A 23,964-nucleotide genomic window follows, 5' to 3' on the forward strand; every position below is an offset into this window, starting at 1 on the left:
AGTGGGGCGCTCGCCTGGGCGAGGGCGGCCCTACTCTAAGATGCGCCGGCGGTATCAGGGAAGCGCAGCGTCCGTTGCCGAGGGCTCGGCCAGCTGCACCAGGCTGTCGATGCGCGCCGGCGACAGCGGCGTGCGCGGTGCCGGCGCCGGCCAGTCGAACAGGAACTGGCTGGCGCCGCCACAGATGCGTCCCTGGCAGGCGCCCATGCCGCAACGGCTGTGCAGCTTGGCCTCGACCCAGCCGCTGCGCCCGGCAACTTCGCCATAGGGTACGTCCTCGCAGCGGCACAGCAGGGTGTCGGCGTCGGCCAGGCGCTTGAGTCGCGGGTCGAGGGCGAAGCGCCGGCCGAGCTGGGCGGCGAAGGCCTGCCAACGGCGCCGTTGTGGCCACAGGGCGCGGGCTTCGGCCTGTTGGCCAACCGCGGCGTGGCCGGCGATGGCGCCCTCGACCAGGGCCAGCTCGCTGCCGCCGAAGCCGGTGCACTCGCCGGCGGCGTAGTGGCCGTCCAGGCTGCAGGCCTGCCAGGCATCCACGGCGATGGCCCGGTCGCTCAGGGCGCAGCCCAGGGCCTGGCCGAGCTGGGTGTTGGGGACCAGACCGAAGCCGCAGGCCAGACGCTCGCAGGCCATCTCCACTACCTTGCCGTTTTGCCACAGGCGCACGCCCTCCAGGCGCTCGCGGCCGAGGGCGGCCAGCACGTAACTGCCGCTGCGGTAGTGGTGGTCGAACAGCCGGGCGGCCTGCAGCAGCTTGCCGGGCCAGCGCGGCAGCTGCGCGGCGAAGGCCGCCAGCGCGCTGAGGGGCGCCTGTTCGGCGATGCGCAGCAGCTGCGCGCCGGCCTGCTTGGCGGTGGCGGCGCTGGCCAGCAGCAGCGGGCCGCTGCCGGCGACCACCAGGCGCTCGCCGGCGACCGGCACGCCGCCCTTGATCAGCGCCTGCAGGCCGCCGGCGCCGGTGACCCCGGGCAGGGTCCAGCCGGGGAAGGGCAGCAGCAGCTCGCGGGCGCCGGTGCAGAGGATCAGCTTGGCGTAGCGCGCCTGCCAGGCGCTGCGGTCGTCCTCCAGCAGCAGCCGGCGTGGGCCGGCGCTGGCCAGCACCCGGGTGGACGCGAACAGCTGGATGTTGCCCGCCGCCGCCAGCGCCTCGCGATGGCGCCGGGCGCTGGCCGGCAGCCGGGCCTGCACGCCGTCGCGCCAGATCTGCCCGCCCGGCGCCGGGTTGTCGTCGATAACGCCGATGCGCGCGCCACTGGGCGCCGCGGCCAGGGCGGCGGCCATGCCGGCGGGGCCGGCGCCGATGATCAGCAGGTCGAAGTCGCGGGTCATGGCCGGGTCTCCACCCGCATGCCGGGCTGGCACAGGGTCTGGCAGGCCAGGCGGCGCCGGCCGTCGATGCTCACCCGGCACTCCTGGCACACGCCCATGCCGCACAGCGGCGCGCGGCGCCGGCCGCTGACCGAGGTGCGGCTGCTGCCGTCGCCACCGAGGCAGAGGGCGGCCGCCACCGTGCAGCCGGTGGGTACTTGCAGGGCTTGGCCATCCAGGCTGAGTTCGATCATGGGGTTGGCTCCAGGGCGGTGGGGTGTTGAGCGAAGCGTTCGGGCCGGTAGGGCGCGGGGTCGATGGCCGGGCGCTCGCCGCACAGCTGGGCGGCGAGCAGTCGGGCGCTGCCCGGCGCGGTGGTGACGCCCAGGCCCTCGTGGCCGACGGCCAGCCACAGGCCGGCTTGCTGCGGATGCGGGCCGAGCAGCGGCAGGCCGTCCGGGCTGGCGGCGCGAAAGCCGGTCCAGCTGCGGATGGCGTTCATGCTCGCCAGCCCCGGCAGGTAGTCGAGGGCGCGCGCCAGCATGCGCGCCAGCACCGGGCCCTCGACGGCGGGGTCGAGGCTGTCGAACTGCCGCGAGGAGCCGAGCAGGATCTGCCCGGTCGGCCGCGGCTGGGCATTGAAGGCCACCGAGCTGCCGCTGCTGGCATGGGCGCTGGCGGCATAGCCGAGTTCCACCAGCTGATGCCGGATGCGCCCGGGGTAGCGGTCGGTGATCAGCAGGTGACCCTTCTTCGGCCGGATCGGCAGCTGCGGGCACAACTCGCTGGCATGGATGCCGCCCGCCAGCACCACCGCCTCGGCGGTGAGCCACTGGCCGCCGACCAGGCGCACGCGCTTGCCGTCGATTTCGCTGACCTGGGCGCACTGCTGGCGGATGCGCCCGCCGCCCTGTTCGAGCAGCCAGCGCGCGGCATTGGGCGCGTAGAGGATGGCGTCGCCGGCGACCTCCAGCGCCCCGGCCAGGTCCTGGCGCAGCATCGGCTCGGCCTCGCGCAGGGCGTCGGCGTCGAGCAGCTGGCAGGCGATGCCCGCCTCGCGCAGGGCCTGGCCCTTGTGTTCGGCGGCATCCAGCTCCTCGCGGCTGGCCGCCAGCCACAGGGTGCCGCAGCCGTGGTAGGCGCAGTCGGCCGGCAGATGCGGCGCCCACTGGCGCCACAGCTCGAGGGAGTAGCGGCTCAGGGCCAGCTCCGCCGGGTTGTCGTCCATCGCCACCAGGTGGCCCATGCCCGCCGCCGTGGCGCCGCCGCGCCGGCTGTCGAGCACCAGCACGTCCAGGCCACGGCGGGCGAGTTCATGGGCGCAGGCGCTGCCGACTATGCCGGCGCCGATGACGATGGCCTCGGCATTCATCCGCGGATACCCCAGGCGAAGGGGTCGTCGTCCTCCAGCAGCAGGGTGGCCTCGGCGCTGAGATGGGCGCGGCCGCGAATGGTCGGGACGATGTGGCGCGCGTCCTGTCGCTCATAGCTGGCCTCGAACTGGCTGCCGATCACGCTGGCCTGGCGCCACAGGGCGCCGGGCGCCAGCTTGCCGTCGGCGGCCAGGCAGGCCAGCTTGGCGCTGGTGCCGGTGCCGCAGGGCGAGCGGTCGTAGGCCTTGCCCGGACAGAGCACGAAGTTGCGGCTGTCGGCGGTGTCGTCGTCGGCGAACAGCTCGATATGGTCGATCGGCCCGCCATCCTCTCCGCGCAGACCCTGATCCTCCAGGGCCTGCTGCACGGCCACCGAGTAGGCGGTCAGCGCCTCCAGGTTGTCGCCGGCCACGCGCTGACTGTGCTCGGCGATCAGGAAGAACCAGTTGCCGCCCCAGGCGATATCGCCGGTGACCTTGCCGTGCCCCGGCACTTCCAGGGACACCGCCTGGCGGTAGCGGTAGGCGGGCACGTTGCGCACGCTGACCGAACGGTCCTCGTGCAGGGTCGCCTCGACGGTGCCGACCGGGGTCTCGATGCGGTGCAGGCCCGGCTGGATGCGCCCCAGGTGGGCCAGGGAGGCCACCAGGCCGATGGTGCCGTGGCCGCACATGCCGAGATAACCGCTGTTGTTGAAGAAGATCACCCCGGCGCTGGAGCTGGGGTCTACAGGCTCGCACAGCAGTGCGCCGACCAGCACGTCGTTGCCGCGTGGCTCCAGCACGCTGGCCGCCCGCCAGTGGTCATGCTGTTCGGCCAGACGCTGGCGGCGCTCGCCCATGCTGCCCTGGCCCAGGTCGGGGAAACCGTCGAGCACCAGGCGGGTAGGCTCGCCGCCGGTGTGTGAGTCGATGACGTGGATGCGTTTCATGACGCCGGCACCTGTGCAGTAAAGGTACCGTTAAGCCTGGCGCTTCAGGGCGGCGCCGGCTTGATGGGAATCGTGCGAGGTGATGACGAAATCGGCACAGCGTGGGGTTCTAGGCGCGGCGTAGGCCCTGGCCGGCAATCTCGTCCCGGATCAGCTGCAGCTGGGCGGCGTCCTGGTTCATGCGCTGGATCACGTTGAATAGCTGCTGCTTGAGCAGCTCGTCGCCGAGGCGCTCGGCGGCGCGCATCACCACTATGGTGGCGGCCTCGTTGTTGGCGGCCACCAGGTCCAGTGTCTTGCAGATGTGTCGGGTTGCTCGGCTCACGTGCTTCGTCCTTGGGAAAGCGTGTCGGCACTCTAGAGCCGCCTCGTTGCCGTTTTATGGCAGCGCCGCTGCCGATACTCGGGCGTGCTTATGTGGCTATGCTTGCGCTGAATGACAGCCGAGGAACGAGGTTGCGATGTCCCTGGTCGACGCCGTGGTTGCCCATGTTCTGCGTATCGAGGTGAGCCTCTACCACGCCCGTGCCCGCCTGGAAGCCGGCACCGACGGCGAAGCCCTGCACGACCTGCGCATCGGCCTGCGACGTCTGCGCAGCCTGCTCAAGCCGCTGCGCGACCGGGACGGGGTGAGCGTGCTGGAGACCGCCGCTGCCGCCGTCGGCACCCTGACCTCGGCGGCGCGGGATCTTGAGGTGCTGGCTGTCGAGCTACGCCGGCGCGGTCTGCATGCAGCGGCCGGACGCCGTGAGGCCCGGTTGGCGGGGCAGTATGACGAGATCCTGGGCAGCCCGGAGCTGGAGCGGCTGTTCGCCGGTCTGGATGCCTGGCCGGCGGACTTTCGCCGGGCCGAGCGCGACGGCGAGTTGCGCCGGTTGGACAGGCTGCTCGACAGGCGCCTGGACAAGCAGCGACGGCGCCTGCAGGACGCCCTGGCCAGCCTGCAGCATGACCCCCATCGCATCCGCCTGCTGGTCAAACGCAACCGATACGCCGCCGAGGCCTACCCACACCATGCGCCCATCTCGACCGGGGCCAAGGCCGCGCTGAAGGCCGTGCAGTCGGCCCTGGGCGCCTGGCACGACCGGTACCAGTGGTGTCTCAGGGCCAGCCGGGAGCCCGACCTGCGCGCGCTGCGCCAGCCCTGGCAGGACGAGGCCGTGCTGGCGTTGCAGCGCGCCGAGAGCCTGATGCTGGTGTTGCAGCGGACACTGGCCGGCGAGCCCAGGGCCGACAGCCTGTCGAGGACGCGCCTGTGAATAGGCCGCTCCGCCGTTTGCCGGGGGCCCTGCGCCCGGTGTTTCCGCCCAGGTCTCTTGCCAGGCGGGCGGTTTCCTGCGAAAACCCGCCCGGTTAGCCGGCCGCGGGCCGGCCCCTGAACGAGAGTGGGCGATGAGCAGCGAATTGCAGGTGCTAGACATTCAAGTGGGCGAGGGCAAGGCCGTGGTCAAGGGCGCCCTGATCACCACCCAGTACCGTGGTTTTCTCGAGGACGGCACCCCGTTCGACTCCTCCTACGAGCGCGGCAAGCCCTTCCAGTGCGTGATCGGCACCGGGCGGGTGATCAAGGGCTGGGACCAGGGCCTGATGGGCATGCGCGTCGGCGGCAAGCGCAAGCTCCTGGTACCGGCCCACCTGGCCTACGGAGAGCGCAAGATCGGCGAACACATCCCGGCCAATTCCAACCTGATCTTCGAGATCGAGCTGCTGGAAGTGCTGACCCGGGATGACTGAGCGTCGGGCCGGGCGTCTTGCTCAGGTCGGCCAGGGGAAGTAACAGCAGATTAATTTCGTCGGTGCTTTTTTGTGTGGTAAAGGGGACGTGTGGAAAAGGGGACGGATTTATTTATTGGGCAGACTGGCCGCTTTTGGTCGGCCCCAGACGGTCTGGTGACAGGCAGAAACCGGCCAGTTCCTGCCGTTCGATAAGTGGCGTTTCCGAGACACACCGACCCGCCGCAGAAATTAGTTGGCAAGCAATGTTGGCCACACAATCCCTTCAAATCCGCGCAACTAGGCCAGCCAACCCGTGAAAAGTTGTGGATAGTTTATGCCAGTGACAGCCCGAACAACCTCGCCAGTCTACTTCCTAAGAGTGGATATGCTCGACGGAAGTGAACAAACAAAGAAAGGCAAAATAATTAGCGAAAGTTAAGTACATTGACAAGCAAGCTCAAAATTAATTGAATTTGTGAGCGGCGATCTAGTCTTTTCGATCACAATCGCCGCCTCACGATTGACGAAAAACAGACTCCTGCTAATCCTGCTTTAACTTCCTGACATACTTCATTCGGAGTGCGTATTTGTATAGTCCGCCAGCTCGCCACTGGCCGGGGAATCCAAGCCGCTCTTCGAATATCCCCATGTCCTTCATTTTTCGCATGGAGGTTTTTATATTCTCAATATTGACAGACTTATTGAGTCTTTCGTAGATGGTTTTGCATATTGATTCAAACGAGAAGGGTGTGGATAGCTCTTCAAGTGCAGCCACAAGATTGGTGACTCTCTCGGTGTTATCTGTTTGATTTCCACTTAGATTTAGAGAGTAACTTAACTCTTGTGTTACTTCGCCCATAAATTCTTTTGCTGCGACTTCATGCGCTTCAAAAAGTAATGACTGGGATACCTTTCTGTCGCTATCAAGTGCTTCCGCACTGCGCTCTCTGGCTGATGTACAGATGTTGTTTAGAAACTTAATGTAGAGCCTTGGGTAAAAAGAAGCTTTTGAGTTTGTCTCGACACCAGCGTCCGAGAAATAGGTATTGAAAAATGTAAGCGTGCGGATATTACTGCGCCGGAGTTGGCTTGGGAATATTTGCAGCAATATTTCAAGGCACTTATCAAGGCCGACCTGCCCACGAGTTAGCTCGGGACGTAGTCTGTCGATTTCAGCGCATGGCGCTTCGAACTTTTCCCTAAACCAATTTAGATGACTAATTCCGATAAGGACAAAATTAAATATTGACTCCCTATCCCATTTTACCTCAATTTTCCTATTGTGCGTTTGCTGCTCTATATTTTGAAAAGCAGAGCTTACCAAGTCACTGCGAATAAATAATATAACGGATATTTTTTGCGAGATTTCTGGATCATTTTGAACCGTAGAAAGCATGCGAAGCAGAGCTTCCGTACACTCTGAAAGCTTTGAGCTTCCAACAACTGTTTCCACGCCGTCAATTAAAAACGTCTTTCGACCTTGCAATCTAGAGCAAAGATCTATTGTCTGCTTCGCGCTACCGCTCACAGCATCTGTGATGCCTAGGGTGTTGATTAATCCCTTGTTTAGCACTGTCCACCAAAAATCTTGATAGTTTTCACCGCAAGATCTTATTAGTTCAATCGTCTCTGCACTGTGACTGGTTAGGCCGCGACTATTACTATCTGCAGCTGAAAACAAAGGATCGGCCAGTCCTACCTCTACCATCTCCTTGAAGATTCTTGTTTTTCCAGTCCCCTTTCTTCCTAGAACGTAGTTAATTCCATTGTTAGCTTGGAATAGTCTAGCTATATGAGGTGTTTCGATGAATGGCAGAGATGACTTCGCTCCGCTTTCGTGCAGGCTCTCAGAAAACACATTTAAATGCTCAGCAGAACGATCTCTTATTGGTTTGGGTGCGGAGCTTTCCAAGCCAAGTATTTCTCTGAGTTGGTAGATGGCATCTTGGTTCTTCTGGCTTAACTTCTCAAAGTCTGGACAGGTGGTTCCCAAATACGCAGGGTCAAAGGTCCAGCTAATCCAGTACCTGGTTAGCACGCTAATATCGATAACTTCTTCTTCTTCGTTATCCTTCTCAAGTTGCGCGCCAAGTATATCCAAGAAGAAATCTTGGCTCTTTGCCTCTCGGGTGGTGTCCTGCTCGGAGGGGGAGAATGAAAAGCTGACAAACGCTCCAGGATTTCCTGGATTTGTCTCAAATAACTTGGAGATATAGCTGGATGCCTGCATTGAAAGATCGTCATTTCTGATACTGACTATTACTGGCCCCGGCCATGCCTGGGTAATTGGTACGATAGCGCTTGATAGCCCGGTCCGATGGTCGAATATGACTATGTCATGGTCTAAGGTTTTTTCTTCCAGAAGCTTTAATAGCCTCTCTGCTGCCTTTGAGTTTGATGCTGTATCTATAGTGCTTTTTAAAGTGAAGGCGGCATAGTCCAAGTCATACAATGGAATGTCTGGTCTTGTTGGTAGTATGTCGATACGACCCTCTGGATTGCGTCCACTGTATGCTGTTAAGGGAACAGTTTCTCCTGTCCAACCATACAGGCCCATCAAGGTTCTCTCTGGGGTTGATGCCGAGACGCTGAAAATCTGGCTAATGGATGGTGCCTCAATATCGGCATCCACCACCAGTACTCTATATCCATCATTTGCCAGATTTTTAGCAAGACTTGTTAGTACGGAGGTTCTTGCCTGGCCTCCTTTATATCCATAAAAGTGGATTGACTGCGCCAATGGCTTTCTTCTTCTTGTTTTCGTTGAAGCGAAAAGCTCAAGCCAATGCATTGGCACAGAGTTCTTGTCTAATGCAAATTGGTACTCACTCAATTCGCCCTCATGGATTGCTTCAACGCAAGCAAGTGTTGCTGCCTCCAGACGGAGTATCTCTTGAGTAGTCACTCCGCATTTTTCTTGAATGTACTCTAGCTTCTCTTCCCTGCCTTTTCCTTTAAACGCATCGTCAATACAGATTATGTAGAGACTGGGGTGGTAGTAACCTATCTTGTACTTGAGGATTGGAGATATCTTATCAATAAGGTTTTTGATTGTGCTCACGACAAGTTTCTCTTTATGATGTTTGCTATATAATCGACTGCGCCTTCCAAGTCGGTTAGATCTTGATCGGAAACACTTTCCAAGCTTCCAGGATGATCGTTGACATGGCGAATGTAGCGAATGTTTGGGTAGTTCTGTGAGTCAACACTTAGAGCGCTGCCATCCCTCCCGTAGCACCAAAGGCTCCCAAGCGCAGTCTTGAGCCTTGCACTGCCTGAAGAGCTCCACGCCCTAATGTGACTAGGCTTTCGTGCACAGGCTCTATTTAGTGCGGTTAAAATATCGTGGCTAAAGTCGTGCTGTTTTATGGGGTAGAGAATTTCTTTGAGCTCTAGCTCTATCTTAATTAGCTTTTGATAAATTATGGATAGCTTGTTGTTATTTTGAAAAGCATCCTTGTTGTAGGAAAGCCTCATATGTTACTCCCTGTTTTTTGTCAGAGCCATCGTAAGCGTTCTGACAAAAAAATGGGAGTAGACGGCTAGCAAGACCTCGGAAGGGGTTAATTTTTCACATATCAGCAAAGGTCACCTGAGAGCTGGTGCGCATCTACTTAATCCTGCTTCGGGAGGCCTGCCGATCATTGCCGGCCGCGAGAAGGGGTGTCCAAAGCGCGGATTACCTTGGCGAAGAGCTGAAAGGGGAGCGGGGTTATCTGAGATTGTCCGCTCCTGGCCGAATGCGGACATTGACCTGTCACGACCTCCGACCGCACGAAGCGCGGCATCTAATTTGGCCAGCGCCAGTTTGCAGACACCTTCGAGCCGTCTTCGAGCCACGCGGGCGCAGCTAGAGCAGAACGCTGCCCCAGACTGCGACGATGGATAGCAGGGCCACCAGCTGCGCGGCGCTGCCCATGTCCTTGGCCTGTTTGGACAGCGGGTGCAGCTCCAGGGAAATACGGTCTATCGCCGCCTCGATGGCCGAGTTGATCAGTTCGACGATCAGCGCGAGCAGCAGCACCAGAATCAACAGCGCGCGCTCGCTGCCACTGACATTCAGGACCGAGGCCACGGGAATCAGCAGCGCGTTGAGCAACACCAGTTGCCGGAAGGCCGCTTCACCGCGCAAGGCCGCGCGCAAACCGGCCAGGGAATAGCCCAAGGCGCGCCCTATGCGCGCCAGCCCCTTCTGCCCTTTGAGTGCTTGAGCATCCCGGGGACATTCTGTCTGTCCGCTGACGCTCATGGCTGCAAGGTCCCCGACGGGGTGGCCAGGGCCCGAGCATAGACCTGCTGTAGATAGACCAGGTCGGCCTCGGGTATTTGGCCGCGATGGCGCCACAGCTGACGCCAGTCGTGGCGAGAGGCGTCCCGGGTGCGCCAGCGGCGGCGACTCTTCTCCAGATCGAGCATGGCCGTCTCGATCAGCGGCGCGCTGTCCGCCTGGGGCGTGACCTTGACGAACAGGTGCTTGGGGTAGCAGCAGCCGTGCTGCCATCCGGCCAGGTGCAGGTGCGCGAGCATGGCGGCCAGCTGTTCCAGCATCGCCGTGGTCGGCGGGTTGTCCTGGCCCCGGGCCGGCGCGGCGTACCACTGCTCCAGGCTGACGAAGCCCGGCAAGGCCTCGGTCACCAGCAGCGCCTGCCACCGCCCCTCATGCTGGCGGGCGGCGCCATACACCAGGCGCGGCACGCGCACGCCCAGGCGCGCAAACGCACGGTAGGCCCGCAGCTCGCGCAGCACGGTCGGCCGGCCGAAAGGGTGCAGCAGGCTGCGGTAGGTATGCCCGCTCTGTCGCTTGCAATAGAGCAATGGCCGTCCGGGGTCGCGGGGCTGCAACAGTTGCACGCCGCTTTCGCCGCCACGTCGCTGGTTCGCCGGTTCGACCCAGGCGCCCGAACTCCGCCACCAGCGCTCGAAGGTGGTGCTGCGGGGCATCGGCGCCGCAGGGCTGGTCAATATGCCCATGCCTCAGGCCTCCCGCTTGCGCAGCACATAGGTACGCCACATGGCGTAGCCCGGCAGGAAGTCCCGGTGCCCGAGGATCTCGAAGCCCACCTGCCTGAACTGGGCCTCGATCACCTCGCGCCGGACCACGAAGCGGTTCTGGTTCTGCCCGGCTTTGCCCGCCGCCGCCCGACGCCGCTCGAGGCGGCGACGCTTCCAGGCCTTGTAGTTGCCATCCACCCACAGCGAAAGGATGACGCTGTCGCGGCTGACCCGATGGAATTCGCGCAGGATGGCCAGGCGATGCGCGGCGGATTCGATGTGATGGAGCAGGCGAATGCAGAAGATGCAGTCGACCGCGTTGGCCCCCAGATCGATGGCGAAGGCCGAGGTCTGGAAGGTCTTGATCCGCGCGACCACCTCGGCGGGCTGTGCGGCGCGGGCCGTGGCCAGCATGTCGGCCGAATTGTCGGCCGCCAGAATCACCCGATTCGGGTTCTGTGCCAGCAGCGGCCAGAAACGTCCTGCACCGCAGGGCAGGTCGAGCAGCAGATTGGGCTCGCCGGCGAGTTTCAGCGCCTGTCGGGCGACCTGCACATCGCGCCAATGGGACAGGCGACGGGCCAGGCCGTCCCGATGCTTGTGCAGGTACTGGATGGAATGCTGGTGATCGTACTTGCGCGAGAATTCGAGCTCGACGGGACGGGGTTGGGACATGGCGTGGCATCCTCCTCGGGGAATGCTCGCCACACTAGAGACGAGGCCATGATGGCCCCGTCAAAAGAACGTGAAAAATACGTCAAACGCCGCCGTGCAAGACCACCTTGAAGCAACTGCCGCTGGGCTCGAGGTCTTGAATGCTGATGCTCCAGCCTTGATCCGCACAGATCCGCTTGACCAGCGAAAGCCCCAGCCCCAGGCCCTCGCCGCGCGACTGCTCGCCGCGCACGAAGGGCTGGAAGATCTGTTCGTGCTGCTCCCGGGGAATGCCCGAGCCACTGTCCTCCACCCGGAAACCGCCGGCCTCGACCACCAGCCGCACCTGCCCGGAATCGGTGTAGTGCCAGGCGTTGCGCAGCAGGTTGGCCAGCACCGTGCGCAACAGGGTCGGGTTATACATGCCCGAGTCCTGGCCGGCGTTCTCCAACTGGAAGGCCAGGCCCTTGTCGCGCATCTGCGGTCGCCAATGCTCGACCTGCTCATCGACCACCTGCTGCAGGCTGCAACTGGCGACGAAGGCCGTGGCGTTGCTCTTGCTCCTGGCCAGCTGCAGGAAGGTCTGCACCAGATCGCGCATGTCCTCGCTGGCCCGCCCGATGCGCGCCAGCTGCTCACGCTGGCGCGGCTCGAGCGGCGCCTGCTCGAGCAGCTCGCAGGAGCTGGCGATCACCATCAGCGGGGTACGCAGCTCGTGACTGACATCGCTGGTGAACAGCCGCTCGCGCTCCAGTGAGTGACGCAGCTGACCCAGGGTGCTGTCGAAGGCCGCGGCCAGCTGTCCGACTTCATCGTCGGCGTACTCGGGGGCCAGGGGCGGGGCCAGCGGATGCAGCTGGTCGCGATGACGCACCTGCTGGGCCAGCCGGCTGACCGGTGTCATGACCTTCCTGGCCATGAGCCAACCCAGCCCCCAGGCACTCACCACCGACAGCAGAAAGCCGGCCAGCACGACGCTGAACAGGGCCTTCTCGCGGGCCTCGAATTCGTGCTGTTCCTGCACCAGCAGGTAGCGCTCGCCATTGATCAGCTGGGTGTAGACATAGAAGGCCTGGTCGCCATCGACGACCTCGGCGAAGCCCTCGGCCAACCCGGCGTACTCCTCGGGAATCGCATACGCGGCGCTGCTGGAGGCATAGAAACGCGTGCTGGAATCCAGGCGCGGCGCCTGGTTGTTTCTCAGGTCTTCGCGCAGCACCTCCTGCAGCTCGCGGTGCATCTCCTCCGAGACCAGGTGCTCCTCGAGCAGGTGCACGATGGCCACGATGCTCAGGGCGAACAGGCCGCTGACCAGGGTGGTCATCAGCACGAAGGCGACGACGATGCGCCGCATCAGGGGTTGCTTAGCGCGCATCGTCGTCCTCCGCGAGGCGGTAGCCGACGCCATGCTGGGTATGCAGCAGGGCGCGCGGGAACGGCTTGTCGAGTACCTGGCGCAACTGGTGGACATGGCTGCGCAGGCTGTCGCTGTCCGGACAGTCCTCGCCCCACAGGGCTTCCTCGAGCACCTCGCGGCGCACCACCGCCGGGCTTTTCTGCATCAGGATCGCCAGCAGCTTCATCCCCAGGGGGTTGAGCTTGAGCGGCCTGCCGGCCCGGCTGATGTGCAGGGTGTCGAGGTCATAGACCAGGTCGGCCACCTGCAGCAGGCGCCGGCGGTTGCCCTGGACCCGGCGCAGGATGGCCTCGATGCGGGCGACCAATTCGGACAGGGCGAAGGGCTTGACCAGGTAGTCGTCGGCGCCGGAGCGCAGGCCCTGCAGGCGATCGTCCAGGGCGTCCCGGGCGGTCAGCATGAGAATCGGAATCTCGCTGCGCGCCTCCTCGCGCAGGCGGCGGCACAACTGGTAGCCATCGATGCCGGGCAACATGATGTCCAGCACGATCAGGTCGAAGTGCTGGCTGGTCGCCAGGTGCAGGCCGGTGAGGCCGTCCTGGGCGCAGTCCACACCGAAGCCCTTGAGCTGCAGGTAGTCCAGGACATTGGCCAGGATGTCGCGGTTGTCTTCGATGACCAGAATTCGCATCGGCTGTTTCTCTTCACTTGAATTGACGCTTTTTTCACATCCCGTTGACGAACGCCTCACGTAGGCGCCGACAGACTGCGGCCCGTTCATCCCACCAGGATCATACGATGCCACAGCTCCGTTACGCCCAACCGAGATATCTGAGCCTGCTCCTGCTGAGTTGGTTGCTGCTGTTCTGCCTCACCCGCAGCGTTCTGCTGCTGAGCCATCTGGCCGATGCCGATGCCGGCCCGCTCGACCTGCTGCGCCTGTACGGCATCGGCCTGGTCTACGACCTCGGCTTCCTGCTGTACGCGGCGGTGCCGCTGGCCCTGTACCTGCTGCTGTGCCCCGGGCGCCTGTGGCGCAGCCGCGGCCACAGGTTGTTTCTCTATGGCCTGACCAGCGTCAGCCTGTTCGCCATGCTGTTCACCGCCGTGGCGGAGTGGCTGTTCTGGGACGAGTTCGGCGTGCGCTTCAACTTCATCGCCGTGGACTACCTGGTCTACTCGGAGGAGGTGATCAACAACATCCTCGAGTCCTACCCCATCTACCCGTTGCTGGCCCTGCTGGCGGTGCTGGCGATTGGCGCCACGGCGCTGCTGAGACGTCCGCTGGCCGCCGCCCTGGATGCGCCGTTGCTGCCCAAGTCCAGCGGCCTGCTGCTGCTCGGGGGGCTGGTACTGGTCGCCTGTGTCGACAGCAGCACCATCGGCCAGGATTTTCCGCTGGGCCTGGGCGGCAATGTCTATCAGCGCGAGTTGGCCAGCAACGGGCCGTTCCAGTTTTTCGCCGCCTTCCGCAATAACGAGTTGGACTACCGGCGCTTCTACGCGACCCTGCCGGACAGGCGCGCAGCCGAACTGCTGCGCGCCGAGCTGAGCGAGGCCAACGCCCGCTTCGTCGGCCAGGACCCGCTGGACATTCGCCGGGCCATCGACAATCCCGGGCAGGAACTGCGGCGCAACCTGGTACTGGTCACCATCGAGAGCCTCAGCGCCAAGTACCTGGGCAGCTTCGGCGACCCGCGCAACCTCACCCCCAACCTGGACGAACTGCGCCGCACCAGCCTGTTCTTCAACAACTTCTATGCCACCGGCACGCGCACCGATCGCGGCCTGGAGGCCATCACCCTGTCGATTCCGCCGACCCCGGGACGCTCCATCGTCAAGCGCATCGGCCGCGAATCCGGCTATGCGAGCCTCGGTCAGCAACTCAAGGCCAAGGGCTACGACAGCGTGTTCCTCTACGGCGGGCGCGGCTATTTCGACAACATGAATGCCTTCTTCGGCGGCAACGGCTACCGCATCGTCGACCAGAGCAGCGTGGCCGAGGAAGACATGCAGTTCCAGAACGCCTGGGGCATGGCCGATGAAGACCTCTACGCCCAGGCGCTGAAGATCGCGGACCAGGACCATGGCGCCGGCAAGCCGTTCTTCCTGCAGCTGATGACCACCTCCAACCACAGGCCCTACACCTACCCCGACGGCCGCATCGACATTCCCTCGGGCGAGGGACGCGAAGGCGCGGTGAAGTACACCGACTACGCCATCGGCCAGTTCCTCGCCCAGGCGCGGAAAAAGCCCTGGTTCGACCAGACGCTGTTCGTCTTCGTCGCTGACCACACCGCCGGCAGCGCCGGCAAGGAAGACCTGCCGGTGGCCAACTACCACATCCCGCTGTTCATCCTGGCGCCCGGCCTGGTGACGCCGCGCGAGGTGGCGACCCTGAGCAGCCAGATCGACCTGGCGCCGACCCTGCTGGGGCTGCTCAACATGGACTACGTCTCGACCTTCTTCGGGCGCAACGTGCTGGCCGATGAGCACCGTCCGGGCCGCGCCCTGATCGGCAACTACCAGCACCTGGGCCTGTTCGACGGCCGCGACCTGGCCATCCTCAGCCCCCGCCAAGGCATGCGCCGCCACGACGACGCGCTGGGCCTGAGCCATGAACGCCAGGCCGACAGCCAGGACCCCCTGCTGAGCCGCAACATCGCCTATTACCAGGGCGCCAGCCACGCCTTCGCCAAGCAGCTGATCGCCTGGCGGCCACAACCGGCCCCAACCCGCATCGGCCAGCGTTAGCCCTTTCTAACCATCGCGGCGCTGCCGATCACAGCGCCGTCGCGGAGCCCGCTCATGGATTCTCGACCGTTCAACTTCTCACTGGCCCTGGGCGTCCCCATTGCGTTCATGGCGCTTCTGCTGCTGATCGACCCGGCGCCAGTGGATTTCGCCCTGGCGCGCCTGTTCTACGTGCCGGGTCAGGGTTTCATCGGCCAGCACAGCTTCTGGCTGGAGGACATCCTGCATGACCGCGCCAAGCAGGCGGTAATCCTCCTCGGCCTGCTGGCCATCCTGGGCTTCGGGCTCAGCCTCTTGCCCACGCCCTTGCGCGGCCGACGGCGCCAGCTGGGCTACCTGGTGCTCGCCCTGGGGCTTTCCACCAGCATCGTCACGCCGCTCAAGGCCCTGACCGCCGTGCATTGCCCCTGGAGCCTGAGCGAGTTCGGCGGCCAGGAGCGCTTCACGCCGCTGCTCGCCGCCCGGGCGCCCAGCGCCGAACCCGGCCGTTGCTGGCCGGGCGGGCATGCCTCGGCGGGTTTCTCCCTGCTGGCCTTCTTCTTCGCCCTGCGCGACAGGCGCCCGCGCCTCGCCCGGGCGGCCCTGGCGACGGCGCTGGCATTGGGCAGCATCTTCTCCATGGGGCGGATGCTGCAGGGGGCGCACTTCCTGTCGCACAACCTGTGGACCCTGCTGTTCGACTGGGTGATCTGCCTGCTGTGCTATCGCCTGGTGCTGTACCGTGCCCCGGTGCGGGAGGCGATCGAACAGCCCGCGGGCCTGCTGGCCCGGTGAGAGGCGTCCGTTCGCGGCATGCCCGGTTCGCTCAGCTCGGCGTCGGCCGGTTCGGCAGGTGCTCGTAGAGGGTGCGGCAGACGCCGATGATGTGCTGCTCGATCAGTTCGGCGGCCTTGTCGGCATCGCCGGCGCGGCAGGCGGCGAGGATCTCGCGATGTTCGTGGTCGGCGCGGTCCTTGCCTGCGGACAGGCTCATCTGCATGCGCAGGTAGCGCTCGACCTTGTCGTGGATGGAACGGATCAGGTTGACCAGGAAGGGCCGCTGCGCCGGTTCGTACAGGCAGGCGTGCAGGGCCCAGTTGAGTTCGGCCCAGCGGCCGATGTCGGTCTCGCCGATGAACTCCTGGCAGATGCCTTCGGCGCGAGCGAAGGTCTCTTCGGTCATGTTCGGCACCGCCAGGCGGATCGCCTGCACCTCCAGCAGCACCCGCACCTCGAAGATCTGCGCCAGCTCCGGTTCGGAAATCTTGGTCACCACCGCGCCCTTGTTGCGCTGGAAGACCACCAGCCCTTCGGCCTCCAGGCGCTTGAGCGCCTCGCGCACGGGGATCTTGCTGACGTTGAACAGGCGGGCGACGTCGTCCTGGCGGATCGGCTCGTCCTCGGCGAAGTGGCCGCCGATGATCGCCTCGCGCAGGTGCTTGGTAATGACTTCCGAGGCGGTCGGGGTAACCCCGAGGTTGGGGGCGTTGAAGCTGGGCAGTGGCAAGGCGTGGCCCCTCTGTCGGGCGAATGATGAAGATATTGTATACGAGGCCTTGTCGGTTACGCGCCTGCGTTGAGCAGCGGGGCATGGCGGGGGTACACTGCCGGCCCCGTGTGGCCTGGTGAGCTGGAGTGAACGATGCGCAAAGACAAGAAGCAGGTGATTGGCGAAGAGATCGGCGACGAGTCGATCAAGCTGTTCCTCGAGGTGGAACCGGCCGATGCCACGCCGCCGTCGCTGCACAAGCTGATCAAGGCCTATCGCGGCCTGCGCATCGACGACTTCGAACGCTTCCTCGGCTTCTTCGTCGAGGCCGGTTACGACCTCGACGCCAAGGACGCGCAGGGTAACGACTTCGTCGCCCTGATCCAGGACCAGCGCCAGGCCGAGCCCTATATCGAGGCGATCAAGGCGGCCCGCCGCTGATTCGAAGCCTGACGTAAAAGCCCGCTCTCATCGCGGGCTTTTTTCTGCGAGCCTGGCGACCTACAGCACCCCGGCCTTCTTCCACGCCAGGTAGCGGCTGACCAGCTGCGGTCCCAGCTCGCCGGGACGGGCGTCCAGCACCGGCACGTTGTGGGCGGCCAGGCGCTCGTGCAGGCCGGCGCGGGCGTTGAGGTAGTCCACCGTGCCGCAGTAGGCCAGTGCCCCCTCGAAGTCCTGCACCGGTGTCTGCCGCAGGCTGTCGAGCACCTCCTCGCGCAGGCTGGCGACCAGCACCCGGTGCTGGCGGCCCAGGCGCCTGACCGCGGCGAGCAGCTCCTCGTCGTCCTCGTCGCGCAGGTTGCTCACCAGCACCACCAGGGCGCGGCGCCGCTGACGGCCGAGCAGGGTGTTGGCGGCTGCGGCGAAGTCGACCGGCTGGCCGGTGGTCTGCAGGTCGTACACGGCATTGAGCAGCACATTGAGCTGGGCGGCACCCTTGACCGGGGCGAGGAAACGCTCGTGCTCGCCGGCGAAGGTTGCCAGGCCCACCGCATCGCCCTGGCGCAGGGCCACGTAGCTGAGCAGCAGGCAGGCGTTGAGGGCGTGGTCGAAGTGCGCCAGCTCGCCATCCTGGCTGCGCATGCGCCGGCCGCAGTCGAGCAGGAAGACGATCTGCTGGTCGCGCTCGTCCTGGTATTCGCGGGCGATCGGCGCACCCTTGCGTGCGGTGGCCTTCCAGTCGATCTGGCGCAGGCTGTCGCCGTCGCGGAATTCGCGCAGCTGGTGGAACTCCAGGCCCAGGCCGCGGCGCGGGCGCTGGCGCACGCCGAGCTGGCTGAGCCAGTCGTCCACCGCCATCAGCTGGGCGCCGTAGAGGCGGGCGAAGTCGGGGTAGACGCGGGTTTCCCCGGGCAGCTCCAGGTAGCGTCGGGCCTGCCACAACCCCAAGGGGCTGGGCAGGCCGATCTCGCAGCGCGGGAAGTGGAAGTGGCCACGTTGCAGCGGGCGCACCCGGTAGCTGCAGCGGGTCAGCTGGCCCGGGCGCAGCGCCACCGCCAGCGGCAGCTGCTCGCAGGCCATGCCGTCCGGCACATGGTCGAACAGCTCCAGCTGCAGCGGGCGGGGATAATCGTGGTGCAGGCACAGGTGCACCTCGTGCCAGCGCCCCAGCGGCAGGTTGCCGGGCAGCTGGCGTTCCAGCCGCGGCGAGGGTAGGCGGCGCAGGCGCAGGGCGTCGACCAGTGCCGCGCCGAGCAGGGCCAGCAGCAGGCCCCACCAGAGCGCGGACAGGCTAGACGGCAGCGCGATCGTCAGGGCGTGCAGGGTGCCGAGCAGCAGGGCCAGGCCGAGCAGCACGGCGATCGAGCCCAGCAGCAGGCGCGACGGCTTCATGGCTCACCCAGGGTCGAGTCGCTCATAGGCGCGGCGCCGACACCTGGTCGAGCAGCTGGCGCAGCACCTGGTCCACCGACAGGCCTTCGATATCCAGTTCCGGCGCCAGGCGCACGCGATGGCGCAGCACCGCCAGGGCGCAGCCCTTGATGTCGTCGGGCAGGACGAAGTCGCCACCGCGCAGCAGGGCACGGGCGCGACCGCCGCGTACCAGGGCGATCGAGGCCCGTGGCCCGGCGCCGATGGCCAGGCCGGGCCAGCTGCGGGTGGCGCGCGCCAGGCGCACGGCGTAGTCGAGCACCTGGTCGTCGATCGGCAGGTCGCTGGCGATCTTCTGGATGGCCAGCACGTCCTTGGCCTGCAGCAGGGTGCGCAGCGCGGTGACCTCGAGCATGTCGGCCTTGGTCGAGCGGGCGACCTGGCGCACCATGCGCAGCTCCTCGTCCTGCTCCGGGTAGTCCATGCGCAGCTTGAGCATGAAGCGATCCAGCTCGGCCTCGGGCAGCGGGTAGGTGCCTTCCTGCTCGATGGGATTCTGGGTGGCCAGCACCATGAACGGCAGCGGCACCGCCAGGGCGCGGCCCTCCAGGGTGACCTGGCGTTCCTGCATGACCTCCAGCAGCGCCGCCTGGGTCTTGGCCGGGGCGCGGTTGATCTCGTCGGCCAGCAGCAGGTGGGTGAACACCGGGCCCTTGCGCAGCTTGAACTGTTCGCTGGCCAGGTCGTACACGGCGTGGCCGGTGACGTCGCTGGGCATCAGGTCCGGGGTGAACTGGATGCGCGCGAACTCGCCGCCGAAGCAACGGGCCAGGGCGCGCACCAGCAGGGTCTTGCCCAAGCCCGGCACGCCCTCGACCAGTACGTGGCCGCCGGCGAACAGGGCGGTGAGCACGTCGTCGATCACCTCGGTCTGGCCGATCAGCGCCTTCTGCAGCTCCAGGCGCAGGGCCTGGGCCAGCTGGCTGGCGCGCTGGCGCTGCTGCGCCGGGTTGGCCGGCGCGGCAGTGGGGGCGGGCGCAGGGGGCGGAGTGGCCGTGGCGACCGGGCTGCTCGGTTGTTCGGGGCTGTTTTCGCTCATAGGGCATTCCTGAGGGCTTGCAGGTGGGCGACCTGGCGGGTGAAGTCGGCGGCGGCCAGGCGCTGCTTGGGCAGCGGCCGCATGGCTTGGCTGATGGCCTTGGGCGGCTGGCGGGTCAGGCGGCTGAGCACCTGCCACTGTTCGGCCACGCCGAGGCGTTCGAATCCGGGGTGACGCTGCCGTGCGCGGCGCTGGATGTCCTGCTGCAGACCCTGCAGCAGGCTGTGCTGGCCGCTGCGCCGCAGGAGGAAGTCGGCGCAGCCGCGCAGGTGTTCGCGCAACTGCCGGCGGCTCGGGCTGGACGGCTGCTGCAGCGGGCCCTGGCGCAGGCCGACATGCCACAGGCCGAGGGCGAGCAGCAGGCCGAGGGCGACCAGGGCCTGGGGGAAGTGGCGCAGCAGCAGGGTCATCAGGCCGTCGCGGTCGGCGCGGTAGAGCAGGGTCACGGCGCTGTCCTGGGCCAGGTACCAGAGCAGCCAGGCGTTGTCGTAGTCGGCGATCCGCTCGTTGCGCCAGATCCAGGCGTCGCTCAGTACGGTGATCAGGCCGTCGCCATGGTAGAGCTGCAGCATGTGGGTGGCCGCAGCGCTGTTGGCCCAGGCATGGGCGCGGTTCTGCGCGTCGTACAGGTGGAAGTCGGTGTCGAAGTCGATATAGGCCGGCTCCTCCTCGTTCTCCAGGTACAGCTGGGTCAGCTCCGGGTAGCGATTGGGCTCCTCCAGGGGCTCGAGCTGCGCATCCTCTGCCTCGGCTTCGCTGTCGGCGTCGTCGAGCTGGCCGCTCTGGTACTGCTGGATGCCCAGGCGGTCGAACAACAGGTCGCCGCTGGCCTGCTCGTCCTCGTCCCACAGGCGCTCGGCGACGAACAGCAGGTGCCCGCCCTGGGCGGCCCAGTCCAGCAGGCGTTCGGCCTGGGCCGGGCTCATGTGCTGGCGGTCGCCGAGCAGCAGCAGGGTCTGGCCGGCGCTGGGCAGTTCGGCCAGCGGCTGCAGGTCGTCGGCACGCTGCACCGGCAGGCCCCGGCGGCGCAGGAAGTGCTCGGCGGCCAGGTAGGGGTTGGCTCTGGCCTCGGGGGCCGGGCCGTGCTCGAGGGTCTCCTGATAGGGTTCCAGGCGACCCAGCAGATAGAGACCGAGCAGGCCGGCGGCCAGGGTCAGGGCCGCGCCGAGGAGGAACTGGCGACGCCGGCTCATGCCTGCCCCCCGCTGGCGAACAGGCCGCGCCAGCCGTCGCACAGCTCGGCCTTGAGGGGCTCGGGCGGCAGGCGGTGGCCGTAGGCGAGGTTCTGCCAGTGACGGGTCAAGGTCTGGCTGAAGCGGTCCAGTTCGTCCCGTTGCAGGGCCTGGACCAGGCGCAGCACCTCGGCTTCGGTGTGAGCGCCTTTGAGCGGCAGTCGATAGTCATGCAACAGGCGGCTGAGCAGGGCGCGGTAGAGCAGGCCGAGGGCCGCGCGCGGCTGTTCGGCCCAGAGTCGTTCGGCTTCGCCGGCGACGTCCGCCGGCAGGCTCTGTGGGGCGACTTCCAGGCCGAACAACTGCTGCGGTGGCGCCTGGACGGGACGGCGCCCGGGCAGGCCGCGACCGGCGAAGGCGGCGAGCCAGTCCCGGTAGCGCCAGAGCAGCACCGCCAGTAGCGCGAACAGACCGGCCCAGAGCAGCACCTCGAAGAACAGCGCGACAGTGTCGAGATGCTTCCAGAACTCCAGGAGTTTGAGGAATTTCTTCACCAGCGCCTCGACGTCCAGTTCGCTCGGCTGCTCGGCGGCGTCCGGGTCGGCGAAGCGCCAGCGGGTGACGGTTTCCCGGTGCTCGAAGGGCGGCGCGTCGAGGAGCTGGGCGATGCTCTGTTGCGCGGCCTGGCTGGTCAGGGGCTGCTTGAGCAGGCGGGGCGCCTCGGGGCCGTGCGGGTCCTCCTGGGGCAGCGGACAGCTGCTGTCGGCCGCCAGTGCCGGGCTCGGTGGCTGCAGCAGGGTCAGGCTCAGGCCCAGCAGCAGGGCATAGGCCAGCTTGCCCAGGCGCTGGCGCAGTTGGCGGAATACCAGTTCGATGTCCCAGGCTTCCAGGGCCGTGCGCCGGTTCAGGTAGAGGCTGAAGCCGCAGGCGACATAGACCGGCTCCCAGAGGATCAGCACCAGGGCGTAGAGCAGGTTGGACAGGTGCTCCAGCCACAGCCAGTCGCCGCTGCCGGACTGGATCAGGCTCTGCCAGCTCCAGTCCTCGGTGAGCTGTTGCGGCAGCAGCAGATAGAAGAGGCTGATCAGCCCCAGCCACAGGGCCAGCTCCAGGTGCACGCCGACCAGGGTCAGCCAGGTCGCCGTCGCCGTGTCGCGCTGGCCCAGCACCCCCAGGCGCTCGCTGCGCGCCTGGCCGGACAGGCCTTCGAGCTGCAGCACCGGCAGGTCGAAGCTGCGTGTGGGGCTCAGGCGGCGCCAGGTCAGGCTGGCCAGCAGCTGCGGCCCGAGCAGGCCGGGCAGGGCCTTGAGCGCCTGGCCGAGGGTCGGTGTGTCGCCGAACAGGGCGCGGCCGAGGATATGCAGCGGCAGGCGCTCGAAGGCCGGCTTGAGCCACCAGAAGGCGAGGATCGCCCAGCCGGGATGGTCCCACAGCAGCAGGCAGAGCAGGGCGAACACCGGCAGGCTGACCAGGGCCCAGCTGGTCATCAACAGGCCGGCGTGCCGGCGCGCCAGCAGAGTGCCGAGGTCCAGCGCCTCCCAGGCGCTGCGCGGGCGGATCGCCACGCTGGCGTCAGTCAGGCGCATGCTGACCTCGTCCGGCCAGTGTCAGGTAGGCCAGCACCAGTAGCCAGAGCCCGGCGCCGACGCCGTACTTGACGCTGGCGCTGGCCAGGGTCATCGACGACCAGTAGGCCTCGACGAAGGCCGCCAGCACCAGCAGCAGGATCACCCCGCCGACCAGCCGCACGCTGCGCGCGGCGGCCAGGCGCAGGGCTTCGCCGCGCGGCAGGCGGCCCGGGGCCAGCAGCGCCCAGCCGAGCTTGAGGCCGGCGGCGCCGGCCAGGGCGATGGCGGTCAGCTCGAAGGCGCCGTGGCCGATGACGAAGGACCAGAAGGTCTGGCCGTAGCCGATCTGGGTCAGGTGGCCGGCCACCGCGCCGATCATCAGGCCGTTGAACAGCAGGAAGAACAGGCTGCCCAGGCCCAGCAGCAGGCCGCTGGCGAAGGTCTGAAAGGCGATCCCTATGTTGTTCATGATGTAGAAGCCGAACATCAGCCAGTCGTCGCCCGAGTCGCGCTCGCTGAAACGGCCGAGGCGGCGGGCGTCTGGGTCGTACATCTGCTCCATGCTGCTGACCTGCTCGGGGTCCATGAGGCTGTAGACCAGCTCGGGGAACAGGTAGACCAGCAGGCCCATGCCCAGCAGGCTGCCGAAGAACAGCAGGCTGGCGGCCAGCACGCAGCGCCATTCGGCCCGCACCAGGCGCGGGAAGCCGCCGAGGAGGAAACCGAGCAGTTGCGCGCCGAGCGGACTGCGGTGGCGATAGAACTGCTGATGGCCGCGTAGCGCCAGTTGCTGCAGCTGTTCGACCAGGTGGTTGCTGTAGCCCCGCGCCTGGGCCAGCGCCAGCTGCTGGCACAGGCGCCGGTAGGCGGCGGCGAAGCCCGTGCACTGGGCCACGTCGGCCTTGCCGCGCTCGAGTGCCTCGAGCTGGGCGGCGAAGGCCTGCCAGTCGGCCTGATGACGGCTCTCGAACAGGCTCTGCTTCATGTCGGCCCCAGCAGGCCGCGGGCGATGCCGTGGAGCCGTTGTTCCGCCTGCTCCGCCGGGACCTGCAGCGGCTCGGCGAGAATCGCCGCCAGCTCGCCGCGGCGGGAGCTGGACAGGTTCTGTGTGCGCTCGGCGAAGCCGAGCAAGGCGCGCTGCTCGCCCAGGCTGAGGGCGAAAGGCGGCGGCACGGGGTCGGCCTCGGGCAAGCTGGGGGGCGTCGCCGGCGTGTCGCGGTAGACCACCAGGGTGCCGGCGGCGAGATCGCCGAGGCGCTTGAAGGCCGGGTGGTTGAGGCAGCTGAGGATGCCCAGGGTATAGGCGAACGGCAGAATATCGACGAAGCGCAGCAGGTTGCGGGTCAGCGAAGCGGCCCAGCCGACCGGCGTGCCGTCATCGTGGACCACGCGCAGGCCGAGCAGCTGCTTGCCCGGCGAGCGGCCCTGGTTGAGTACCTCGAACAGCACCATGTACCACCAGGTCACCAGGAACAGCGCGATGGTCGCCAGGCCCATGCCGAACTGGCCGAGCAGGCCGAGGACGATAAACAGCGCGGCCAGCAGCAGGCCGCGGATCGCCAGGTCGATGGCGAAGGCCAGGGCCCGGGGCACCAGACCGGCGGGGCGCAGGATCAGGTCGATGCCTTCCGGGGTTTCCACCCGATGGCGGGTATCCAGCGGTGGGCTGTGGGCGCAAGGCGGCGAGGTTGGAGAGGGCGACATCGGCAGACTGCGTCGAAGAAAGCCCGATGCTAGCCAGCGGCGGGCGGGGAAGCAACCGG

Annotated in this window: 24 protein-coding genes; 5 read left to right on the forward strand and 19 right to left on the reverse strand. The window is 65.9% G+C overall.

Annotation, left to right across the window (positions count from 1 at the left end; translation table 11 throughout):
- Nucleotides 1-54 precede the first annotated feature (54 nt).
- From SBP02_RS04145 to SBP02_RS04165, 5 genes are all read right to left on the reverse strand, one after another.
- On the reverse strand, nt 55-1,326 hold the full coding sequence (locus tag SBP02_RS04145; RefSeq protein ID WP_318645135.1) for an FAD/NAD(P)-binding oxidoreductase: 1,272 nt from the start codon (nt 1,324-1,326) through the stop codon (nt 55-57).
- Nucleotides 1,323-1,559, reverse strand: a complete 237-nt coding sequence (locus SBP02_RS04150) for a (2Fe-2S)-binding protein (protein WP_318645136.1) — start codon at nt 1,557-1,559, stop codon at nt 1,323-1,325. Before SBP02_RS04150 ends, SBP02_RS04145 begins: the two co-directional genes overlap by 4 nt.
- Nucleotides 1,556-2,677 (reverse strand): NAD(P)/FAD-dependent oxidoreductase, encoded by a 1,122-nt coding sequence (locus SBP02_RS04155; protein ID WP_318645137.1) that lies wholly within the window; start codon nt 2,675-2,677, stop codon nt 1,556-1,558. Before SBP02_RS04155 ends, SBP02_RS04150 begins: the two co-directional genes overlap by 4 nt.
- Nucleotides 2,674-3,609, reverse strand: a complete 936-nt coding sequence (locus SBP02_RS04160) for a 4-hydroxyproline epimerase (RefSeq protein WP_318645138.1) — start codon at nt 3,607-3,609, stop codon at nt 2,674-2,676. Before SBP02_RS04160 ends, SBP02_RS04155 begins: the two co-directional genes overlap by 4 nt.
- 109 nt (nt 3,610-3,718) lie before the next feature.
- Complete coding sequence (locus SBP02_RS04165) at nt 3,719-3,934, reverse strand: hypothetical protein (protein ID WP_318645139.1); 216 nt, start codon at nt 3,932-3,934, stop codon at nt 3,719-3,721.
- Nucleotides 3,935-4,070: 136 nt separating this feature from the next.
- Here SBP02_RS04165 and SBP02_RS04170 point away from each other — a divergent pair, with 136 nt between their 5' ends.
- Entirely contained in the window at nt 4,071-4,868 is a 798-nt protein-coding gene (locus tag SBP02_RS04170) for a CHAD domain-containing protein (RefSeq protein WP_318645140.1), read from the forward strand.
- A gap of 133 nt (nt 4,869-5,001) precedes the next feature.
- On the forward strand, nt 5,002-5,343 hold the full coding sequence (locus SBP02_RS04175) for an FKBP-type peptidyl-prolyl cis-trans isomerase (RefSeq protein ID WP_318645141.1): 342 nt from the start codon (nt 5,002-5,004) through the stop codon (nt 5,341-5,343).
- 523 nt (nt 5,344-5,866) lie between these two features.
- On the opposite strand, the gene SBP02_RS04180 is transcribed toward SBP02_RS04175, so the two are convergent.
- The 7 genes from SBP02_RS04180 to SBP02_RS04210 form a co-directional block, all read right to left on the reverse strand.
- Nucleotides 5,867-8,386: an AAA family ATPase gene (locus SBP02_RS04180; protein WP_318645142.1), complete on the reverse strand. Its 2,520-nt coding sequence runs from the start codon at nt 8,384-8,386 to the stop codon at nt 5,867-5,869.
- Nucleotides 8,383-8,802 (reverse strand): hypothetical protein, encoded by a 420-nt coding sequence (locus SBP02_RS04185; protein ID WP_318645143.1) that lies wholly within the window; start codon nt 8,800-8,802, stop codon nt 8,383-8,385. Before SBP02_RS04185 ends, SBP02_RS04180 begins: the two co-directional genes overlap by 4 nt.
- Before the next feature lie 373 nt (nt 8,803-9,175).
- The gene (locus tag SBP02_RS04190) at nt 9,176-9,574 is read right to left on the reverse strand and encodes a diacylglycerol kinase (protein ID WP_318645144.1); all 399 of its coding nucleotides are present in this window, start codon (nt 9,572-9,574) and stop codon (nt 9,176-9,178) included.
- Entirely contained in the window at nt 9,571-10,296 is a 726-nt protein-coding gene (locus SBP02_RS04195; RefSeq protein ID WP_318645145.1) for a lipopolysaccharide kinase InaA family protein, read from the reverse strand. Before SBP02_RS04195 ends, SBP02_RS04190 begins: the two co-directional genes overlap by 4 nt.
- A 3-nt stretch (nt 10,297-10,299) precedes the next feature.
- Nucleotides 10,300-10,992 carry a class I SAM-dependent methyltransferase gene (locus tag SBP02_RS04200; RefSeq protein WP_318645146.1) on the reverse strand — a complete coding sequence of 231 codons (693 nt, stop codon included), beginning with the start codon at nt 10,990-10,992 and terminating at the stop codon, nt 10,300-10,302.
- Between the two features lie 82 nt (nt 10,993-11,074).
- Entirely contained in the window at nt 11,075-12,346 is a 1,272-nt protein-coding gene (locus SBP02_RS04205; RefSeq protein WP_318645147.1) for a sensor histidine kinase, read from the reverse strand.
- A complete protein-coding gene (locus SBP02_RS04210) occupies nt 12,336-13,019 on the reverse strand; it encodes a response regulator transcription factor (RefSeq protein WP_318645148.1) in 684 nt (227 codons plus the stop codon). Before SBP02_RS04210 ends, SBP02_RS04205 begins: the two co-directional genes overlap by 11 nt.
- 107 nt (nt 13,020-13,126) lie before the next feature.
- On the opposite strand from SBP02_RS04210, the gene SBP02_RS04215 reads away from it, so the two are divergent.
- Complete coding sequence (locus SBP02_RS04215) at nt 13,127-15,082, forward strand: LTA synthase family protein (protein ID WP_318645149.1); 1,956 nt, start codon at nt 13,127-13,129, stop codon at nt 15,080-15,082.
- 54 nt (nt 15,083-15,136) lie between these two features.
- Complete coding sequence (locus SBP02_RS04220) at nt 15,137-15,856, forward strand: phosphatase PAP2 family protein (RefSeq protein ID WP_318645150.1); 720 nt, start codon at nt 15,137-15,139, stop codon at nt 15,854-15,856.
- Nucleotides 15,857-15,887: 31 nt separating this feature from the next.
- On the opposite strand, the gene SBP02_RS04225 is transcribed toward SBP02_RS04220, so the two are convergent.
- Nucleotides 15,888-16,562, reverse strand: coding sequence for a GntR family transcriptional regulator (locus SBP02_RS04225; protein WP_404824381.1), 675 nt, complete (start codon nt 16,560-16,562; stop codon nt 15,888-15,890).
- Between the two features lie 141 nt (nt 16,563-16,703).
- On the opposite strand from SBP02_RS04225, the gene SBP02_RS04230 reads away from it, so the two are divergent.
- Nucleotides 16,704-16,991: a PA4642 family protein gene (locus SBP02_RS04230; RefSeq protein ID WP_318645152.1), complete on the forward strand. Its 288-nt coding sequence runs from the start codon at nt 16,704-16,706 to the stop codon at nt 16,989-16,991.
- A gap of 60 nt (nt 16,992-17,051) precedes the next feature.
- On the opposite strand, the gene SBP02_RS04235 is transcribed toward SBP02_RS04230, so the two are convergent.
- From SBP02_RS04235 to SBP02_RS04260, 6 genes are read right to left on the reverse strand one after another with little or no spacing between them, the layout of a single operon-like run.
- Entirely contained in the window at nt 17,052-18,383 is a 1,332-nt protein-coding gene (locus SBP02_RS04235) for a DUF58 domain-containing protein (protein ID WP_318645153.1), read from the reverse strand.
- A 22-nt stretch (nt 18,384-18,405) separates the two neighbouring features.
- Complete coding sequence (locus SBP02_RS04240; protein WP_318645154.1) at nt 18,406-19,461, reverse strand: AAA family ATPase; 1,056 nt, start codon at nt 19,459-19,461, stop codon at nt 18,406-18,408.
- Nucleotides 19,458-20,654, reverse strand: a complete 1,197-nt coding sequence (locus SBP02_RS04245) for a DUF4350 domain-containing protein (protein WP_318645155.1) — start codon at nt 20,652-20,654, stop codon at nt 19,458-19,460. The genes SBP02_RS04240 and SBP02_RS04245 overlap by 4 nt, the downstream gene beginning before the upstream one ends.
- The gene (locus SBP02_RS04250) at nt 20,651-22,219 is read right to left on the reverse strand and encodes a DUF4129 domain-containing protein (protein ID WP_318645156.1); all 1,569 of its coding nucleotides are present in this window, start codon (nt 22,217-22,219) and stop codon (nt 20,651-20,653) included. The genes SBP02_RS04245 and SBP02_RS04250 overlap by 4 nt, the downstream gene beginning before the upstream one ends.
- On the reverse strand, nt 22,206-23,186 hold the full coding sequence (locus SBP02_RS04255; protein WP_318645157.1) for a stage II sporulation protein M: 981 nt from the start codon (nt 23,184-23,186) through the stop codon (nt 22,206-22,208). Before SBP02_RS04255 ends, SBP02_RS04250 begins: the two co-directional genes overlap by 14 nt.
- Entirely contained in the window at nt 23,183-23,905 is a 723-nt protein-coding gene (locus SBP02_RS04260) for an RDD family protein (RefSeq protein WP_318645158.1), read from the reverse strand. The genes SBP02_RS04255 and SBP02_RS04260 overlap by 4 nt, the downstream gene beginning before the upstream one ends.
- Between the last annotated feature and the right edge of the window lie 59 nt (nt 23,906-23,964).

The organism is Pseudomonas benzenivorans, from assembly GCF_033547155.1.
Taxonomy (GTDB): domain Bacteria; phylum Pseudomonadota; class Gammaproteobacteria; order Pseudomonadales; family Pseudomonadaceae; genus Aquipseudomonas; species Aquipseudomonas benzenivorans_B.

What these genes read in the sequence shown, in the direction of transcription:
- SBP02_RS04155 (WP_318645137.1), bottom strand. Translation starts at nt 2,677, where the DNA reads ATGAATGCCGAGGCCATCGTCATCGGCGCCGGCATAGTCGGCAGCGCC.
- SBP02_RS04170 (WP_318645140.1), top strand. Translation starts at nt 4,071, where the DNA reads ATGTCCCTGGTCGACGCCGTGGTTGCCCATGTTCTGCGTATCGAGGTG.
- SBP02_RS04230 (WP_318645152.1), top strand. Translation starts at nt 16,704, where the DNA reads ATGCGCAAAGACAAGAAGCAGGTGATTGGCGAAGAGATCGGCGACGAG.
- SBP02_RS04235 (WP_318645153.1), bottom strand. Translation starts at nt 18,383, where the DNA reads ATGAAGCCGTCGCGCCTGCTGCTGGGCTCGATCGCCGTGCTGCTCGGC.
- SBP02_RS04190 (WP_318645144.1), bottom strand. Translation starts at nt 9,574, where the DNA reads ATGAGCGTCAGCGGACAGACAGAATGTCCCCGGGATGCTCAAGCACTC.
- SBP02_RS04260 (WP_318645158.1), bottom strand. Translation starts at nt 23,905, where the DNA reads ATGTCGCCCTCTCCAACCTCGCCGCCTTGCGCCCACAGCCCACCGCTG.
- SBP02_RS04210 (WP_318645148.1), bottom strand. Translation starts at nt 13,019, where the DNA reads ATGCGAATTCTGGTCATCGAAGACAACCGCGACATCCTGGCCAATGTC.
- SBP02_RS04220 (WP_318645150.1), top strand. Translation starts at nt 15,137, where the DNA reads ATGGATTCTCGACCGTTCAACTTCTCACTGGCCCTGGGCGTCCCCATT.
- SBP02_RS04240 (WP_318645154.1), bottom strand. Translation starts at nt 19,461, where the DNA reads ATGAGCGAAAACAGCCCCGAACAACCGAGCAGCCCGGTCGCCACGGCC.
- SBP02_RS04205 (WP_318645147.1), bottom strand. Translation starts at nt 12,346, where the DNA reads ATGCGCGCTAAGCAACCCCTGATGCGGCGCATCGTCGTCGCCTTCGTG.
- SBP02_RS04150 (WP_318645136.1), bottom strand. Translation starts at nt 1,559, where the DNA reads ATGATCGAACTCAGCCTGGATGGCCAAGCCCTGCAAGTACCCACCGGC.
- SBP02_RS04185 (WP_318645143.1), bottom strand. Translation starts at nt 8,802, where the DNA reads ATGAGGCTTTCCTACAACAAGGATGCTTTTCAAAATAACAACAAGCTA.
- SBP02_RS04145 (WP_318645135.1), bottom strand. Translation starts at nt 1,326, where the DNA reads ATGACCCGCGACTTCGACCTGCTGATCATCGGCGCCGGCCCCGCCGGC.
- SBP02_RS04160 (WP_318645138.1), bottom strand. Translation starts at nt 3,609, where the DNA reads ATGAAACGCATCCACGTCATCGACTCACACACCGGCGGCGAGCCTACC.
- SBP02_RS04245 (WP_318645155.1), bottom strand. Translation starts at nt 20,654, where the DNA reads ATGAGCCGGCGTCGCCAGTTCCTCCTCGGCGCGGCCCTGACCCTGGCC.
- SBP02_RS04200 (WP_318645146.1), bottom strand. Translation starts at nt 10,992, where the DNA reads ATGTCCCAACCCCGTCCCGTCGAGCTCGAATTCTCGCGCAAGTACGAT.
- SBP02_RS04195 (WP_318645145.1), bottom strand. Translation starts at nt 10,296, where the DNA reads ATGGGCATATTGACCAGCCCTGCGGCGCCGATGCCCCGCAGCACCACC.
- SBP02_RS04255 (WP_318645157.1), bottom strand. Translation starts at nt 23,186, where the DNA reads ATGAAGCAGAGCCTGTTCGAGAGCCGTCATCAGGCCGACTGGCAGGCC.
- SBP02_RS04215 (WP_318645149.1), top strand. Translation starts at nt 13,127, where the DNA reads ATGCCACAGCTCCGTTACGCCCAACCGAGATATCTGAGCCTGCTCCTG.
- SBP02_RS04175 (WP_318645141.1), top strand. Translation starts at nt 5,002, where the DNA reads ATGAGCAGCGAATTGCAGGTGCTAGACATTCAAGTGGGCGAGGGCAAG.
- SBP02_RS04250 (WP_318645156.1), bottom strand. Translation starts at nt 22,219, where the DNA reads ATGCGCCTGACTGACGCCAGCGTGGCGATCCGCCCGCGCAGCGCCTGG.